At 40.5% G+C, this 17,163-nt stretch carries 20 protein-coding genes, 1 other RNA gene and 1 pseudogene; 20 read left to right on the top strand and 2 right to left on the bottom strand.

Annotated features, from left to right (window positions below):
• The first annotated feature begins 12 nt into the window (after positions 1-12).
• Genes NSQ76_RS10810 through NSQ76_RS10780 form a run of 7 tightly spaced genes read left to right on the top strand, consistent with a single transcriptional unit; the run spans position 13 to position 6,843 of the window.
• Positions 13-1,746, top strand: coding sequence for a phage tail protein (locus NSQ76_RS10810; RefSeq protein ID WP_335356413.1), 1,734 nt, complete (start codon positions 13-15; stop codon positions 1,744-1,746).
• 15 nt (positions 1,747-1,761) lie between these two features.
• Positions 1,762-3,660 (top strand): right-handed parallel beta-helix repeat-containing protein, encoded by a 1,899-nt coding sequence (locus NSQ76_RS10805; protein WP_335356412.1) that lies wholly within the window; start codon positions 1,762-1,764, stop codon positions 3,658-3,660.
• A gap of 13 nt (positions 3,661-3,673) precedes the next feature.
• Complete coding sequence (locus tag NSQ76_RS10800; protein WP_341053740.1) at positions 3,674-5,032, top strand: phage baseplate upper protein; 1,359 nt, start codon at positions 3,674-3,676, stop codon at positions 5,030-5,032.
• 17 nt (positions 5,033-5,049) lie between these two features.
• Positions 5,050-5,349 (top strand): hypothetical protein, encoded by a 300-nt coding sequence (locus NSQ76_RS10795; RefSeq protein WP_341053738.1) that lies wholly within the window; start codon positions 5,050-5,052, stop codon positions 5,347-5,349.
• Positions 5,346-5,525, top strand: coding sequence for an XkdX family protein (locus tag NSQ76_RS10790; protein WP_341053736.1), 180 nt, complete (start codon positions 5,346-5,348; stop codon positions 5,523-5,525). Before NSQ76_RS10795 ends, NSQ76_RS10790 begins: the two co-directional genes overlap by 4 nt.
• A 42-nt stretch (positions 5,526-5,567) precedes the next feature.
• Complete coding sequence (locus NSQ76_RS10785) at positions 5,568-5,987, top strand: phage holin family protein (RefSeq protein ID WP_087975766.1); 420 nt, start codon at positions 5,568-5,570, stop codon at positions 5,985-5,987.
• A gap of 46 nt (positions 5,988-6,033) precedes the next feature.
• Positions 6,034-6,843: an N-acetylmuramoyl-L-alanine amidase gene (locus tag NSQ76_RS10780; protein WP_341053731.1), complete on the top strand. Its 810-nt coding sequence runs from the start codon at positions 6,034-6,036 to the stop codon at positions 6,841-6,843.
• A gap of 46 nt (positions 6,844-6,889) precedes the next feature.
• Here the strand turns inward: NSQ76_RS10780 and NSQ76_RS10775 are convergent, their stop codons facing one another.
• Positions 6,890-7,402, bottom strand: coding sequence for a hypothetical protein (locus tag NSQ76_RS10775; protein ID WP_341053729.1), 513 nt, complete (start codon positions 7,400-7,402; stop codon positions 6,890-6,892).
• Positions 7,403-7,513: 111 nt separating this feature from the next.
• Between NSQ76_RS10775 and NSQ76_RS10770 the strand changes: the two genes are divergently transcribed.
• On the top strand, positions 7,514-7,693 hold the full coding sequence (locus NSQ76_RS10770; RefSeq protein ID WP_341053726.1) for a hypothetical protein: 180 nt from the start codon (positions 7,514-7,516) through the stop codon (positions 7,691-7,693).
• A 30-nt stretch (positions 7,694-7,723) separates the two neighbouring features.
• Here the strand turns inward: NSQ76_RS10770 and NSQ76_RS10765 are convergent, their stop codons facing one another.
• Complete coding sequence (locus NSQ76_RS10765; RefSeq protein WP_341053724.1) at positions 7,724-7,915, bottom strand: hypothetical protein; 192 nt, start codon at positions 7,913-7,915, stop codon at positions 7,724-7,726.
• Between the two features lie 251 nt (positions 7,916-8,166).
• On the opposite strand from NSQ76_RS10765, the gene NSQ76_RS10760 reads away from it, so the two are divergent.
• From NSQ76_RS10760 to NSQ76_RS10705, 12 genes and pseudogenes are all read left to right on the top strand, one after another.
• Positions 8,167-9,246, top strand: coding sequence for a response regulator aspartate phosphatase (locus NSQ76_RS10760; RefSeq protein ID WP_341053721.1), 1,080 nt, complete (start codon positions 8,167-8,169; stop codon positions 9,244-9,246).
• A gap of 21 nt (positions 9,247-9,267) precedes the next feature.
• Positions 9,268-9,474 (top strand): hypothetical protein, encoded by a 207-nt coding sequence (locus NSQ76_RS10755; RefSeq protein ID WP_341053718.1) that lies wholly within the window; start codon positions 9,268-9,270, stop codon positions 9,472-9,474.
• A gap of 132 nt (positions 9,475-9,606) precedes the next feature.
• On the top strand, positions 9,607-9,798 hold the full coding sequence (locus NSQ76_RS10750) for a hypothetical protein (RefSeq protein WP_123768291.1): 192 nt from the start codon (positions 9,607-9,609) through the stop codon (positions 9,796-9,798).
• A gap of 48 nt (positions 9,799-9,846) precedes the next feature.
• Positions 9,847-10,305, top strand: a pseudogene (locus tag NSQ76_RS10745) (Zn-binding domain-containing protein); the annotation flags it as partial.
• Positions 10,306-10,329: 24 nt separating this feature from the next.
• Positions 10,330-11,577: a ribonuclease H-like domain-containing protein gene (locus NSQ76_RS10740; protein WP_034623487.1), complete on the top strand. Its 1,248-nt coding sequence runs from the start codon at positions 10,330-10,332 to the stop codon at positions 11,575-11,577.
• 316 nt (positions 11,578-11,893) lie between these two features.
• Positions 11,894-12,133 (top strand): CotD family spore coat protein, encoded by a 240-nt coding sequence (locus NSQ76_RS10735; protein ID WP_073206049.1) that lies wholly within the window; start codon positions 11,894-11,896, stop codon positions 12,131-12,133.
• A gap of 48 nt (positions 12,134-12,181) precedes the next feature.
• Positions 12,182-12,724, top strand: coding sequence for a DUF1273 domain-containing protein (locus NSQ76_RS10730; protein ID WP_029706022.1), 543 nt, complete (start codon positions 12,182-12,184; stop codon positions 12,722-12,724).
• A 75-nt stretch (positions 12,725-12,799) separates the two neighbouring features.
• Positions 12,800-13,105 carry a cell division regulator GpsB gene (gene gpsB, locus NSQ76_RS10725; RefSeq protein ID WP_012010336.1) on the top strand — a complete coding sequence of 102 codons (306 nt, stop codon included), beginning with the start codon at positions 12,800-12,802 and terminating at the stop codon, positions 13,103-13,105.
• A gap of 61 nt (positions 13,106-13,166) precedes the next feature.
• Positions 13,167-13,553: RNase P RNA component class B (rnpB, locus tag NSQ76_RS10720), an RNA gene on the top strand.
• 108 nt (positions 13,554-13,661) lie between these two features.
• Positions 13,662-14,816 (top strand): THUMP domain-containing class I SAM-dependent RNA methyltransferase, encoded by a 1,155-nt coding sequence (locus tag NSQ76_RS10715; RefSeq protein WP_034623490.1) that lies wholly within the window; start codon positions 13,662-13,664, stop codon positions 14,814-14,816.
• Between the two features lie 105 nt (positions 14,817-14,921).
• Entirely contained in the window at positions 14,922-15,119 is a 198-nt protein-coding gene (locus NSQ76_RS10710; protein WP_024422762.1) for a hypothetical protein, read from the top strand.
• Between the two features lie 75 nt (positions 15,120-15,194).
• Entirely contained in the window at positions 15,195-17,132 is a 1,938-nt protein-coding gene (locus tag NSQ76_RS10705) for an ATP-dependent DNA helicase (protein ID WP_034623491.1), read from the top strand.
• Positions 17,133-17,163 lie beyond the last annotated feature (31 nt).

Raw genomic sequence — 17,163 nt, 5'->3', positions numbered from 1 at the left:
AAGGGGGTTGTCATGGCTGCAGCAGATTTTATAAAGAAACTAGCTCCAGGGGCGCAGAAAGTCTATAAGAAATATAACGTGCTTGCGAGCCTTGTCATCGCTCAGGGGTGCCTAGAAAGTGGTTTCGGAAAAAGTGACCTGTCTCAGAAGGCGCATAATCTCTTCGGAGTCAAAGGTACGTATAACGGTAAATATGTGCTCATGTGGACAACCGAACAAGACAAAAAAGGGAACGAAACGAGAGTACAAGCTCCATTTAGGAAGTATCCTTCATTTGCTGAAAGTCTTGAGGATTTGGGGAGTCTTTACACACGCCTCAGTCGTTATAAGGCAGTGGTAGGTGAAAAAGATTATAAGAAGGCTACTGCGGCAGTTTCAAAAGCTGGATATGCTACCGACATAAACTATGCAACAAAATTAAACAGCATCATCTTTACTTACAAACTTACACAATATGACACCTTTGATGATGTGCCGGATGAACCAGAACCAGAAACACCAACTAAACCTTCTTATCCAAGTAAAGAGTATCAGGGAAAGGACGTAGAGTTAAACGACGGACTACCTTCTGATATTGATTTTAGGCAGCTACATGTCTCAACCAAAGACGGCAAAGAGCTTGTGGAAATCGTTGGTGCAGTGTTAGAACTGCAAGACGACACAACAGGTAAAAAGAGTTTCACTTTTACGTTAATGCGAACTGAGGATAATGGGGCAGAATTTGATTTGCTTGTTCCAGGGAACATACTGTATTTAGACGAGAAAGTATACAACCATCAAAAGTATTACATTACAGATATTGAGCTTGATCAGAGCAGAAAAAACGTGCTGCAGAAAAAAGTTACGGCCAATCATGTTTATACCGTCTTGCTGGTAAATGACAGGGTAGAAGAAAAGATTTCAAAGAAACTGAAAATCAATGAAGCTTTAGACATTGCCCTAGCCGGTACCCCTTTTCAATATGTTCTAAAAGCAAAACTATCGGAGTTTGACGAAGTAGATCAAGACGGCTTCGGAGAAAAAAACAGAGTCGAATTAATGGATCAGATTGTTGAGGATTATGAAATAGAACTTGATGTAAATAACTACGTCATCTATGTACATTTAAAAATGGGCAAGGTGGTAGACTTCACACTTGACAGCCGATACAATATGCCAGGATTTAAGATGAAGATTAATGATCAAAACACATCAACGCGTGCATGGGGTTACGGTGCAGAAAAGAAAGCTAAGAAAAGTGACACAAAGTCAACCGATACAAAAACGAGCGAGGATGAAAAGGAGAAAGAGCCTGAATACGAATTCGAGCCTATCCTATACATCCATCCTGACGAAGATAAATTTTTGATCGAGGGAAAGCCGCGCTGGGGCGAGCCGATAAGAGACGACACGGTAAAAAAAGCAAGCAACATGGTTTCTGCATTGAAAAAACATGTGAACCCATATCCTGATGTGGTCGTAGAGGCTGAGTATCAGTATATTTATGAGCCAGCATTGCAGGGTATAGAAGATGATTTTTGGAAAGGAGACACGATCCATGTCATTGCTGATACAGCAAATGGGATCACGTTTGAGGACGATGTAAGGCTAGTGTCTGTCACTTATAATCCCCTCAACCCGTATGACAGCCCTAAAATGACTTTCGCTAACTTCCGAAAAGATATTCAGGATTATCAAGTAAGCCAGGCGCGGCAGATTAAGCAGCAAAAAAGATATATTGATCAGCTAATGAGAACGCTCAATTAGGAGCGTTTTTTCTTTTTGGAATTGAAAGGAGTGAACATATTGGTCCGGCTTAAAAAGGATTACGATACGACAAGAAATTCAGTCTATGAATCGCAGTTACGCGGCGACATGCAAACGGTTGAGAATGAGCTTAATAAAAATGCAACTGAATTACAGTCTCACAAGGATAGTAAAAAGGCTCATTTGTCTAGTCAGATTATGCATGGTCTATTTACTGTTGCCAACAGGATTGACAACATGTGGGCTAGATTGACAAACCTTGTTCTCAATCATGACGGGAAGGATGTCAAGGAAGTAGTAGACATTCGAGTTGCAAGGGATGCATCTATTCATCCTACAGCAAAAGATAGATTAGACTATGACTTTCAAATTCTTGAGCAAGAAATAGAAGACGCTGCCGTTTCCCTGAACCTAAAAAGATTTATCAAAAAGTACGGAAGTTTTACCGCAGGATTCAAGGCAGCTCTTAGTCTTGCAAAATTATATCCTGTGCACATTGTTGTTCCTCCTGGACAATACAAACTAATGGAGACTGCACGTATCTATAAAAACACTCACTTAACCTTGCAAGCTGGTGCCGTTATTAAACGAGGCTTTGTAGGATCAATGCTTGTAAATGGAGATAAAGAAGATCAGACAAAAGGTTATTACGGCAACGGAAATATACTGATTGACGGCCAAGGCGTGTTTGATAGCGCAGGGGGAGATATCAAAGAACAATGTTCAGTCATAGGTTTTGCACATGCTGAGCGCATTATCATACGGGACATCACTATCAAGGATGTGTGCGGCGGTCATGCCTTTGACTGCGCAGGCAATAAGCACGTATTAATAGAGAATGTCTGGTTTAAAGGTTTCGCCGATTATAAAGGCGACAGGTGGTTTTCTGCTGCGATTCAACTTGACTTGATGAGATCTGCGGGCAACTTCGGCGCATTTGGAGCTTATGATCAAACTGTGAGCAAGCATGTCACTATTAGAGACTGCTATTTCAGTAGATCAGAGAATCTAGGGGGATATGCCCGCGGAATAGATTCTCACACCAGCACTGATGGTTTTTGGTATGGTGACATCCGCATCATTAACAATGATTTTGAAGATACATCCGAGTACGCGGTGTCAGGAAACAAGTGGGAAGATGTTCTGATAGAAGGAAACAGATTTAAGGATTGTGCATCCGGTGTAAGACTAATGATTCCTAGAGTAGAATCGGTCTACACGCAAGACGCAAACGGCAATCCTACGAACAGGGTTAACAAGGTAAAACGTCTTTCAGTCAAAGATAACACTTTCACCAATATCAAAGAGCGTCATGCTATTCAGGTATATGGCCGTAAAGGGATTCAAAAAATTGACGATGTGGATGTTTCCGGCAATAAAATCAATGGCGTAAAGGTCAAGCATGCTATTCACTTATCAGATGTGGATGGCTTTTTGGTGTCTCACAATCAATTTAGAGACATCAAGCATCATGGGGTGCTCTTAACACGCTGCAGCAATGGCAAAGCTGATCTAAACGTCGGACGAGACATCGAAGGAAACGGCGTGCGCGTAGAATTAGGGTGCAAGAACATTGATGTCACAAACACAACTTTACGTGAAGTTGGATATTCGGGGATTTCTGTTTCAGGAGATTCAGAGGACATAAACGTTGATTTCAGCGATATTCAGAATGCTGGTAAAAGGACTTCTTCATCAAACCCGTATTACGGAATTATCTTCATGGATGGAGTCACAGATTCAGCAGCAAGATTCAACAAAGTGCGTGGGAAAAAATGCAGATACGCTATGTATTTTACTAGCAAGTGTTCTCGTATTCAGCATTTCGGCAATCGACTAAAAGGAGCCGGCGCAGAAGGTTCTTTGAAAGACAACAGCGTTGATCCTATTAAATCATTTGAAAATGTAACATGAGAGAGGTGATAACATGATTCGCAAAAACGGTCCACTTGATTTTGATGTAAACGCGTATACCAGTTCAAGCGTATCAACCAGCATAAATTTTTGGACGCAGGACCGTCAGACAGCAAGGCTCATTTTCAAACTCACGAAAGATGGTTCGCCTTTGCCTCTAGCAGCTGTCACAGGAAAACTTGTACTAGTGATGGCTGATGGCAGTCGATTTATAAGAGATGTAACGATAATTGATAGAGTGAACGGTCACGCCGAGTACGTTTTGACAGACGAAGAGATCAAGCATTATGGAAATGTGCAAGCTGAGCTGAATTTGTATTATACAAATGATCAATCTATGTCTGTGCATCAGTTCTCTTTCAATATATCTAAGTCGCTTATAGATCAAGACATTGTGCCTATCACTGAGTATTATGTGGACGAGTTCGAGGCTTTAAGAGCAAAGATAAATGAGCTTTACGAAGAGTCTATACAAACGATTGGTGAACTGAGAGACAAGTTTGAGGACTTGGAAAAGATCGAAACAAAATTGGGTGCGCAGTCTAAAGCAGATGCAGCACTTGCGGCAGCTAAAAAATACACGGATGCTCACGCGGAAACACCTGCAGGTGCAAATGATAAAGTAGCGGCAGCACTGGAAGCGGCAAAAGAATACGTCGATCCGCACCTTGAAAACAAAAAGATTCACGTAACAGAATCAGAAAAAAGTAACTGGAATAACGGCCAGCTGCACAGGCTTACACCTAACGACGGTAAAGTTGCAAGGTTGCCAAACGGTACTGATATTTTTTTACTGCCAACGGGTTTTTATATGGGAGCAAATCTGTTAAATCTGCCTGTAGATAATGATTCCAGTTTCTATTACATTGAAGTTTTAGAAACAGCATATTCTCAAAGTGGTATAAATTACAAAAGAATCATTGTCACAAGGTCATTTGATAATATGACTTGGATTGGCACGTTCCATGCACAAGGCTTTAGAGGTTGGAAACGTCTCATAACAGACGGAGATGCTACAGTCACTTGGAAAACACCTTCATTGTCCAAAGGATGGAAGCAATATGTATCATCAGATGGATTTCCGCACACGTTACGCTATTCAAAAGATGCTTCGGGAGTGGTGGAGATCATCGGGTCTATTACTGGTGGTGTGATTGGTAATGATGTCGAGGCGTTTACATTACTTGAAGGATTTTTTCCTTTGCAGTCATTTCACTTTATTGGTGTAGCATCCAGTTTGGGGACACCGGGTGTCCCGCAATATCACCGAACCTATATAGGTACTGACGGTCGTGTTTGTGTTCAATCTTGTTCTAATACGGTAAACCCAAATGAATTTATTACGTTTGGGATCCAATTTAGAACAAAGTAAACGGGGGAGGGACGAATATGATCTGGGTGTATAAATATGATGAAAATTACATTTGGCAAGCAGAGAAAGACATTTTAGTAGATGTAGAAAACGGAGAAAATATCCCCAAAGGCTATACAGATAAACAGCCACCAGATGGGTTATTTATTGCAAAGTATGATCCCGAAAAAGAAGAGTGGTTTGAATCAGCAACACAAGAATACATTGATAGTTTGCAGCCTGATCCACCGCCACCAAATGATGTAGCGCTGCTAAAAAAACAAGTCGCTCTCCTTACATTGCAACTTTCGCAGTTGCAGAGAGGCGGGACAACATGATCTACCCAACGGCGGACGACATTAAAGTATTTTGGGATTGGGGCGTGTATACGCCTGAAATTATGAGGGAATATGTTTCGTTGAAAGTTATCACTAAAACAGAATTTGAAGAGATCACAGGCGTCGCATTCGACAAGCCTGCTGTCTCAGTGGATTTAGGTTCAACAGCATCTTAACAGGTGCTTTTTATTTTGCCTTCGAAAGGAGGTGACAAACGAATGGGGGATATAAAATTGTTTATTAACTTTGAAACTTTGGATTTAGCGAAGACTTATTTATTTGGCGGAGTGAAATTTTTGGACTTGCTCTTGCTGCTAAGCGTTATTGACGTTCTGACGGGTATCATCAAAGCCTGGAAGATCGGCAAGCTACGCAGCCGTACGGCATGGTTCGGTTACGTGCGAAAAATGCTTAGTTTTGTTGTCGTGATTGTGGCCAACATTATTGATCAGATCATGGGCTTAAATGGAGTGCTGACCTTTGGGACAGTGCTTTTCTATATCGCAAATGAAGGGCTTTCTATCACAGAAAACCTTGCACAGATCGGCGTTAAAATTCCGGCTTCTATTACAGACCGTCTTCACGTCATTGAAAACGACAGCCAAAAAGAAGAAGAGGAAAAGAAAGCTGCTGAGTAATCGGCTGCTTTTTTCTATATAAAAACAAATTAAGGAGTAGATGAACATGACAAAGAAAATTATGATTGATCCGGGACACGGCGGGCACGATCCGGGTGCAGCAGCAAACGGATTAAAAGAAAAAGATCTTGTACTAACTATCGCAAAGAAAACAAAAGCGATTCTTGAAAAGGTGTACGGGGCAACGGTCAAACTCACACGATCAACTGACGTTTACGTTGATCTGTCTCAAAGAGCTAGACTAGCAAATAATTGGGGCGCCGATTATTTTGCTTCTATCCATATCAATGCAGCTGGCGGCACAGGCTTTGAGACGTATCGTTTCGATAAATTATCAGCAGCATCCAGCACTGGCAAGCAGCAAAAGATCGTACATGATTCTATTTATAACAAGATCAAAGCTAAAACATCAGACCGCGGGAAAAAGTCTAAAAATCTTGCAGTATTGCGAGAGACAAAAATGCCAGCAATCCTAACAGAAAACCTTTTCATTGACCGCAAAGAAGACGCTGCGCTGCTGAAACAAGATGCGTTTCTGAATTTGTTGGCCGAGGGACACGCAGAAGGTATCGCGGCGGCTGTCGGTTTAAAAAAGGTATCCTCTTCAACTAAAACAAAGCCTAAAAAGGAAACGGCGCCAAAAGGCGTTAAAATGGCCGTGGTGAAGCCGAATGCGGACGGGTGGCTATGGGTCTATGATAAGCCGAATTGGTCAGCAAAGCACAAAAAGGTGAAACCTGGTGAAGCATTTACGATTGATAAGACCGTTACAGTCAACGGATCAAAAATGTATAAGCTTAAATCAGGTCTTTATATCACAGCTGCAACTAAATACGTTCAGGTAAAACAAAAGTAAAATGAAAAGCCCTTCCTTATTGGAGGGGCTTTTTTTTGTTTGATATTTAATTAACACTATCAATGTTAGTATCTACTTCTGAAATCCACTTTTTTGTTTTGGTTGTTTTGTACTTACCCTTAACATATATTTTTGTTGTTGCTTGATATTCTGCTTTGGTGTATTTCTTAATCCATCTATATTTTTGTACTGACTTTAATTTTATTTCACCTTTTGATGCGACATAACCGGTTACCATTCCAGTAAATGCAGCTGCTGCAGCTGGACCAAGTTGAAGAGTTGCGGTTAAATATCTCGTAATATGGTACATGCCGTAGGATGCGGCTGATGCGACTACATAAGACGGTATAGTGTAATTTGAAGTGAATTGACCGTCCCATTTTGCTAGAGTGGTTACTTCCGAATTTAAAATATTTTCATTTGTAGAGAATTGAAAAGGTTGATAGTTTACTTGTTCTTTAGAGGTCGCTTCATTTTGTTGAGCAAATACAGGAGCGCTTACAGAAAACATTAAAACCAAAGACAAACCGACAAGAAACAAAGATTTAAAGATTTTCATAACAACCCTCTTTCTGGAAAAAATGTAATTCATATATCATTATAGATAAAAAAGTCTTTTAATGCCAGCTTATATGTAATAAAATGTATATGATTTATACAAAGGGGTGAGATGGCGGTGAAGCATTTTTTAACGGCAATCGTAGTGGCTGTAGTTGCGGGGATAATTGTTTATGTTGCAAATGATCGCTTAAGTATGATTCCATTGATTTTGATTTTAGCAGTCGCGATCTATATCGTAAGCAGAATTAGCGAAACGTTGATTAAGAAATATTCAAAAGAAAATAGTTAATAACAAGACCCCTCCACTGGAAGGGTTTTTTTATTTAAACCGCCATTCCTTCTTTTCATTATCCCACGACATTTCCTTACGAGAGACTAAGTTTTCAACAGCCTTACGGATCGTCGGCTCATCCTTGCCCGTTTTCCTTTTAAGCTCATCAATCGTGGGGTTCTTACGGAACCGGCTCATGTTGTAGATGATTCGATAAAGCTTCCTTTCAAGATCTGTCATGGCGTACCCTCCTAAATTGAGAATATATGTTCGATTATAAACAATCTTGCAAAGAGTTTTCAAGTGAATTCTTTTATTTATGTATTTACTTATATACAAAAATGATATACAATAAACAGGAAGTATTTAACTTCTTGTGGTGGAATTTGACGAATTTTGCGAAAAAAGGACTTTATGCCTATGTCTTAAGATTGTTTAAAATAATACAATTTGTCTTATACAGTTGTATTCCAAAGAAGGGGAGATTTTACTTGTCAAAAATTGAAACCGGAGAATTAGTGTACCATTTGAATAGCTGGTATCAATCCATAATGAAAGGTGAGATAAAAAGAGCTATAGGTTTAAAAAGCGAAGTCGATCAACTGATGCCCTGTGCAGATCCTGATGAGCAGGTTATCTTGTACTGTCAGTTAATTGAATCAAGGCATAGAATTCTTCTTGAGTCTACAGAAAATACCAGCGACAGTTTTATGAGTGCTGCAGGAGATTCGGAAGTAAACGGCATGCTGTCTTTCTACTATTATTTATTTAATGGTGTTCACGAAGCTTTTAAATCAAATAATTTTAGGGCAATTGAGCTTTTTAAAATTGCTGAAAAGAAACTAGGATTCGTGCAAGATGAAATTGAAATTGCCGAATTTCACTATAGAATGGGTACTACGTATTATCACATGCAATCGACATTCTTATCAGAGAATCACTTAGAAAAAGCCGTTGAGATATATAACAAATATAGCGACTATAGCCGACGACAAATCACTTGCAATATTGCTTTAGGGCTCAATTACATAGATCAATTTAGATATGACCTGGCTCAAGAAACGCTTCTAAATTGTTCGGAAATGTCGCGATCTCTCGGTGATGATATTCTCTTTAGCATTTCCGTTTTTAATTTAGGCTACCTTCACATCAAAAAAGATGAATTAAAAGAAGCAGTTAAGTTTATTGAAAAGTCCTTACAAAGCGAAGACCTGAGGGAAAATGCGCCGTTTGCATATCTGCATGGAGTCTATGAAGCAGTTAGAAGTTACTTTAAACTCGGTGATTCAAAATCAGCTTTAAAATGGCTGCAGCTGGGCTTCACCTTGGCTTCGGAAAGGGATCACGGTATCTTTCTATTAAAATTTAACACGTTGCATTCTTTGTATGTTTTAGGTGATAATGGAAAAGTAAGAGAATGTGTGAAGAGGCTTGAACATAATAAGGCGTATGTAGATGTTGAGGCCATTGCCTTAGACATTGCCGAATTTTATAAGCAGCGTAAGGATTTTAAAACAAGTATTTATTTCTATGATGTTCTGATTAATGCCAAAAAACACATTCTAAAATAAAAGAAGAGGACGTGTTTTAGTATGAAAAAATTGGCGTGTTTTATTTTAGCAGGAGCTGTTTTATTTTCCGTTGGTTTCTCTACTCAGAGTAGGGGGATGACAGGAAGTACCGTCAAGCAAGAAGAAGAAGTAAAACGAGACTTAGCTTCAAGAGGTATGACGGGGAGCAGCGTCAAGCTAGAAGATTTAAAAATTGAAGTTGCTTCAAGAGGCATGACAGGTTCATGAAATCAGCCCTTCTTCAAAAGGGCGATTTTTTTTTAAATTAATATTGTATTTACTTAAACACAAAAAGGATTTATAATCTAATGGTAGAGGTGATTTATTTTGGGAAAAGGTAGGCCGAAAGAGTTCGATAAGATGACACCGTATCATACCAGGCTTCAAGAAAAAACAAAAAATTTAGCTGATGCAATTGTAGTAACGTCTCACTTCAAAGGTCATCGAGAATTAATAGAACACCTTCTAGGGCTTTACAAAAAAGAGCATCCAGAAGAGTACAAAAAAGCTGAATTGTACTTAGAGCTAACTAAAAAAGAACCTGCCGAATAAGGGGGTTCTTTTCTTTTGTTGTGCTTTTATTCCCTTTCTTTTGTATATATGTTTATTAAAATCCGGCTCAGTACTGGTGAAAATATCGGGTCTGGACCGATTCACTTACCGGAAGAAGAAATTCATACGAGTGCGGCTTGGTTTGAATTACACGAGGCAGAGCGGAGATTTGAAGAGAAGACACTTGAACAGCTGCTGCTTGGCATCGCAAATGTTCTTCAGCACATTGTACCTGCTTTTGTGATGTGTGACCGCTCAGATATTCATGTTGTTTCACAAATTAAAGCGGCACATACCGGTAAACCGACAGTCTTTTTATATGACCACTACCCTGGCGGAATCGGTTTAAGCAAAGAAGTCCAAGCTCGTTTCGATGAAATAGCAGGTGCAGCCATTCAGCTGATAGAGCGGTGCCGCTGTGAGAACGGCTGTCCATCCTGCATTGGCATGGAAATGAAAGAGGTGAGCGGAAAAAGCAGCATTGTTGAATTGATGTCTGTATTTTAAGGGGAAGGAGGAAGATACCTACTCATGTCTTTAAAAGGGAAATTAAATCGAATGAAGAAGCACCTATCGCACAACCAGCCAAACGAAAAACGGCAAAAAGCAGTGGAAGGACAACCTCAGCCTGTGACGGCCGAAAACATTCCATTTTTAAAGGAGTGGGAGCAATTGGGTGCAGCTCCTTATCACTTTGAGGATTCTTTTTGTCTCATTCGAGAAGTCACCTATTCATTAGATGATAAGCATGGACTCTACTCGTTTGCGGAACTGCCAAAGATCATCGAGGCATGGAACAAAAGCAGCATCCAGCATTCTCTATCGGCTAAAGGTTACAAGCCGCATGAACTGTTTTTCTTTGATACAGAAACAACTGGATTATCTGGCGGAACGGGAAATATGATCTTCTTGCTAGGACATGCGCGGGTCTTTGCTGACAAAGTAGTGGTGAAACAGCACCTGCTCACAAATCCGGGAAATGAAGCGGCTCTTTATAAAAGCTTTCTCGATGAAGTGAACGTAGAATCGCTCGTTACATATAATGGAAAATCATTCGATTGGCCGCAAGTGAAAACGAGACATACTTTGCTGCGAGATCAAATCCCTGCTCTTCCAGAGTTTGGCCACTTTGATCTTCTGCATGGGTCAAGACGGTTGTGGAAGCATAAATATGAACGAATGGCGCTGTCTGTAGTTGAAAAAGAAGAGCTGCACGTTCACCGGGAAGGAGACACACCGGGTTTTTTGGCACCGATGATCTATTTTCACTTTTTAAAGGAACAAAATCCGAAGCTCATTGAAGGGATTTTGACTCATAATGAATTAGACGTCCTTTCGTTAATCAGCCTCTACATTCATCTATCCAAAAAAATTCTATCTATGGATGCGGTAAAAGAGCACGATGAGAAATACGCACTGGCTAGGTGGCATCTTGCGCATCGTGATGTACAGGAAGCTACAAAGCATTTGCGGGAATTAACAGGTGCTGATTTTGAACATGCCAATCAGGCGGCTTTTGATCTCTCCTTACAATATAAACGGCAAAACGAGTGGGATGAAGCAGTTCGAATTTGGGAAACATTATTTGAATCAAGTGATGTTCATTTAGCTTTAAAAGCGGGTATAGAGCTTGCGAAGTGTAAAGAGCATCGCCAAAAAGATGCAAGGTCAGCTCTTTCCATCACGGAATCTTTATTATCTTTCTCATCGTTAAGCGAGCGAGACACGAAAGAGCTTGAGAAACGAAAAAAACGGCTATTGAGAAAAGCTGGGCAATGAAATAATATTACCCGGGAAAGCGCAAAAAATGACAACGTTCGGCTCTCGGCCGAAAATAAAAATTGTTTAGCACTTTTATTGTAGAAAGTCCGCGAATCCTGTAAAATAACGTTAGATATTGAATGAGGAGCGTATAGCATGTATAAGGGTCTTTTCTACTTGTTTTTTCTTGTGGTCATTTTGGTCGCTTTTGTGTTTTCAAACTATAAAGATATTTTTCTTGCCAACTTTTAAAATAGGTTAATGCATTAGTACATGTACACCTCTTAATTCATACATTGTTAATGTAAGAAAATAAAGGAGAGGGGAATGCTACATGTACCATCATCACCATCATTGCCATCCGAATGTTACACAGCCAATTGTTCATCCGACGAATCATTGCTGTACACACAGCGAGTCAACAACAATTGTGCCGCATATCCACCCGCAGCATGTGACAAATGTTCACCACCATAATTTCAAACATGTTCACTACTTCCCGCATACGTTTTCTCAGGTGGACCCGACAACACATCAACACTTTAACTGCGGTGGACCTTGCTGTAACAGATAAAGTGAATGGGACTTTTATAAGTCCCATTTTTTAAAAGCAGGTGAAAAAATGAAAATTATTGCTGTCACAGGGTACAAGCCCTTTGAGCTTGGGATATTCAAACAAGACGAGCCTGCACTTCAATACATAAAAGCGGAGCTTCAAAAAAGGCTGACAGCCCTTATCGAAGAAGGTCTGGAATGGGTTCTCATCTCAGGCCAGCTTGGGGCAGAAATTTGGACAGCCGAAGTGGTGTTTGAGCTTCAGGAGGAATATCCAGCGTTAAAACTTGCAGTCATTACGCCATTTTATGAACAGGAAGAGCGCTGGAATGAACAAAACAAAGAGTTGTATGAAGGAATTCTTGCACAGGCCGATTTTGTAGAAAGTGTCACGCATAGACCGTACGAAAGTCCGGCACAATTTAAACAAAAGAACCGCTTTTTTATTGAAAAAACAGATGGTCTTCTCGTCTTATATGATCCCGAGCATGAGGGATCGCCGAAGTATATGATCAGGGAGGCGGAAGCCTATACCGATTACCCGATTATGTACATCACGATGGATGATCTAAGAGCGCAGGTTGAGGCGGAAGATCCGTTTTTTGATTAAAAGCAAGAGAAAATTTGACAACGTCACGTATTTCTGAAAAAATATACTATGAATTCACGATATGAGGTGAAAAAGATGCTTGCTGATAAAGTAAAGCTTTCTGCGAAAGAAATTTTAGAAAAAGAATTTAAAACAGGTGTCAGAGGGTACAAACAAGAAGAAGTCGATAAATTTTTAGATATGGTCATTAAAGACTATGAGACATTCAACCAAGAAATCGAAAAACTTCAACAAGAAAACCTCCACTTGTCAAAACAGCTTGAAGAAGCTGTTGAACAAGGGAAAAGACAGCCTGCACAGTCTAATACAACAAACTTTGATATTTTAAAAAGACTATCGAACCTTGAGAAACACGTATTCGGCAGCAAACTTTATGATTGAGTCTTGCTGAAAAAAGCTTGTGTCAGATGTCATTGTCGTTTATAATAACGCTTATTGATTAACGTTCGGGTAATCGCTGTAATGCTATTTAGGGCATTGCAGAGGAAAGTCCATGCTCGCACGGTGCTGAGATGCCCGTAGTGTTCGTGCCTGGCGAAAAAATAAGCCAGGGCAGCCTGGGAAAGGCTGACGGCAGGAAAAATGCCTACGTCCTTTTTAGGATATGGCAAAGTATCCTTGAAAGTGCCACAGTGACGAAGTCTCACTAGAAATGGTGAGAGTGGAACGCGGTAAACCCCTCGAGCGAGAAACCCAAACTTGGTAGGGGAACTTTCTCAAAGGAACCAAACGGAGAGAAGGACAGAGAATTCTGTAGATAGATGATTACCACCTGAGTACGAGGCATTTGCCGTTTGCAGTACGATGGAACAAAACATGGCTTACAGAACGTTATATCCGTTATAATAAACATGATGAAACAAAGCTCTCCTATTTCAACATATGGAGAGCTTTTATCTTGAATACATAAAAGGACGAGAAAACAGGTGATAAATCAATGAAAACCTATACACTCATCGCAACAGCTCCAATGGGAATTGAAGCAATTGTTGCAAAAGAAGTAAGAGACCTTGGCTATGAGTGCACAGTCGACAACGGAAAAGTGATTTTCAAGGGGGATGCTCTTGCGATTTGCCGTGCAAACCTTTGGCTGCGTACAGCAGACCGGATCAAGGTACAAGTTGCTGAATTTTCGGCTAAAACATTTGATGAGCTTTTTGAACGGACGAAAGCGATTGACTGGGCCGCTTTTTTACCAAAAAACAGTACGTTTCCTGTCATCGGGAAATCTGTTAAATCTCAGCTTGCCAGTGTGCCGGACTGCCAGCGCATCGTCAAAAAAGCCATTGCGCAAAAGCTTAAATCCTCCTACAATATTCAGTCTGAATGGCTTGAAGAAACGGGACCTGAATATAAAATCGAGATCGCTCTTTTAAAAGATAAAGCGGTTCTTACGCTTGATACATCTGGTGTAGGTCTTCATAAACGCGGATACCGCATGGATCAAGGCGGAGCACCTATTAAAGAAACGCTTGCTGCTGCGCTCGTCTTATTAACGAACTGGACACCTGACCGTCCGTTTGTTGATCCTTTCTGCGGATCAGGAACAATCGCCATTGAAGCAGCGATGATAGGACAAAATATTGCCCCAGGATTTAACCGGGATTTTGCGTCTGAATCATGGGAATGGATCGGTGAAGACGTATGGAACAAAGCGCGTGTGGAAGTAGAAGAAAAAGCAAACTATGATCAGCCGCTCCGCATTATTGCAAGTGACATCGACCATCGTATGGTAGATATCGCAAAAATGAATGCAGAAGAAGCAGGACTGAGTGAACTGATTGAGTTTAAACAAATGCAAGTAAAAGACTTTCAAACAAAAGAAGAGTACGGTGTGATTGTCGGAAATCCTCCTTACGGTGAACGACTGAGTGATAAACCAGCAGTTGAAAAAATGTATCAAGGAATGGGTGAAGCGTTTAAGAACCTAGATACATGGTCCATTTACATCTTAACGTCACACGAAAAATTCGAAGAGTGCTTCGGAAGAAAAGCGACGAAAAAGAGAAAACTGTTTAACGGATTTATCAAAACAGACTATTATCAATATTGGGGAAAACGCCCGCCTAGAAAGCAACCAACCGAATCGTAATAAAGAGCCGCACCGAAAGAAGGTGCGGTTTTTTTATGCTGAAAAGGTATAACTCTCGGCGAGACGGAATAAACTGAACTTGATTTTAAAAAAAGAGGTGTCTTCATGATTCATTATGATCAAATTCAGTTAATCCAAAAAGCACTCGCTTCGACTGCTCAAGAAATTGAAGGGCATGAAGGTGGACAATCTGCTCAGCTTACGGCAGCCATTGAAGATTTGGCGCTGGCTCAGGCATACATAGAACGTTCTGAGCATGCATTTTTAATGAAGGAAAGCTATCAGCATCGCCTGCGCTCATAAAAAAAGATTGTTTTTCCCCAGCGTAAATGGTACTATTGAATGTCTGAATGATTCAAAAGTTGGGGGTTGAAGCAGGTGACAGCATCTCGTTTGCCTTTTTCATTATCAAAAGAACACAATTTTTACGAAGAACTGGGCAACTGGATTGGTGATGTGTTTTATGACATTTTGCCAGAAAAGGGCTTTGATCTTCGAGATGAACAAATATTTATGGCTTTTCAACTAGAAAGAGCCTTTAAAGAAAAAAGTGTGATGTTTGCCGAAGCTGGGGTAGGCACAGGCAAAACCATCGTCTATCTATTATTTGCCGTCACATATGCAAGGTATACAGGGAAGCCTGCGATTATTGCATGTGCAGACGAAACGTTAATTGAACAGCTCGTTAAACAAGAAGGTGATATCTATAAAATTGCCAATCACCTTGATATTCAAATAGATGCGAGATTAAGTAAATCGCATGATCAATATTTATGCTTAAAAAAGCTGGAGAAAACGATGCAGCGTGAAGATGATGAAAAGTGGCTCGATATTTATGAATCACTGCCTTCATTTGTTCATGAATCACATGGCATGCAAACCTTTTATCCGTATGGCGATCGAAAAGAGTATCCAGAATTATCAAATGATGAATGGTCACGAATTGGCTATGACTCGTTTCAGGACTGCCTGACGTGCGATATGCGTCATCGCTGCGGTCTGAATTTATCAAGAGATCATTACCGGAAAGCGACAGATCTCATCATCTGTTCACATGATTTTTACATGGAGCATGTGTGGACGAAGGAATCCCGGAAACGTGAGGGTCAGCTTCCGCTGCTTCCTGAGCATAGCTCCGTCGTATTTGATGAGGGACATCTTCTCGAGTTTGCCGCACAAAAAGCGTTAACGTACCGAGTGAAGCAATCAACGCTCGAAACATTTTTGGAACGTCTTTTGCAAAACGACATACGCGAAGAATTTGCAGAGCTTGTTGAAGATGCACTTGCAACAAACGATGAGTTCTTTTATCTCTTAAAAACGCATGCCAAAGAAGTCAAAGGATCGCACCGGCTTGAAATTGGGCGTGTCGATGAGGTGAAGCGTTCTGCAAGTGAATTGTGTGACTTGCTTGAAAAAATCGGGGAAGCGCTCGTGTTTGAATCTGAGATGTATACGATCGATCAATACGAATTATCTGTTGTGGAAGAATACATTGAACAAATGGCGTATTCTTTATCGCTTTATCAAAAAAATGCCATTAGCTGGCTGGAAAAACAGGAATTAGATACAACATTTGTTGTGATGCCGAAGACGGTCGCAGAGGTACTTGGCGAAAAAGTATTCTCGCAAAAAAGACCATATATTTTCTCTTCCGCTACATTGTCTGAGAATCAATCCTTTGATTATTTAGCTGAAAGTCTTGGGATTAAAGATTACTTATCAATGAGTGTCGCTTCGCCGTATGATTACGATGAACAAATGAAGATTTATTTCCATGGAATTCAGCAGCTCGCTGAGCAAGAGGCAAAAGCACAGCAAGTGATGACTCAGCTGAAAGAAAATGGAGGACGATCTCTGATTCTCTTCCCTTCATTTGATGAACTTCATTTCTTTAGAAAACAACTTGAAGCAGCAAATGAATCACTGCCGTTTGACGTATATTTTGAGGGAGACGAGGAAATCAGCACGATTGTTCAAAAGTTCCAAGCTGATGAAACATCCGTGTTATGCTCAGTTCATCTGTGGGAAGGGCTTGATATTCCAGGTGAATCATTAACGAATGTGATCATCTGGGGACTTCCTTATCCGCCGCATGATCCAGTATTTGAAGCGAAACGGAATGAAGCAAAGGATGCACATGCTGAAGTTGACCTTCCGTATATGCTGCTTCGCTTACGCCAAGGGATCGGAAGACTGATCCGGACAAGCCAAGACGCAGGAAGCATTCATATTTACTTTGATCGTAAGGAAGATACTAAGCTTCAAAGTAAAATTGAATCCGTCCTGCCAGTGAAGCCCATCATCACATCTTAAATAGGTGAAAACTTGCAAATGAGGAGGATAC

It is taken from the genome of Bacillus sp. FSL M8-0256, assembly GCF_038005765.1.
Taxonomy (GTDB): domain Bacteria; phylum Bacillota; class Bacilli; order Bacillales; family Bacillaceae; genus Bacillus; species Bacillus safensis.
This window is presented reverse-complemented; position numbering and strand designations above follow the sequence as displayed.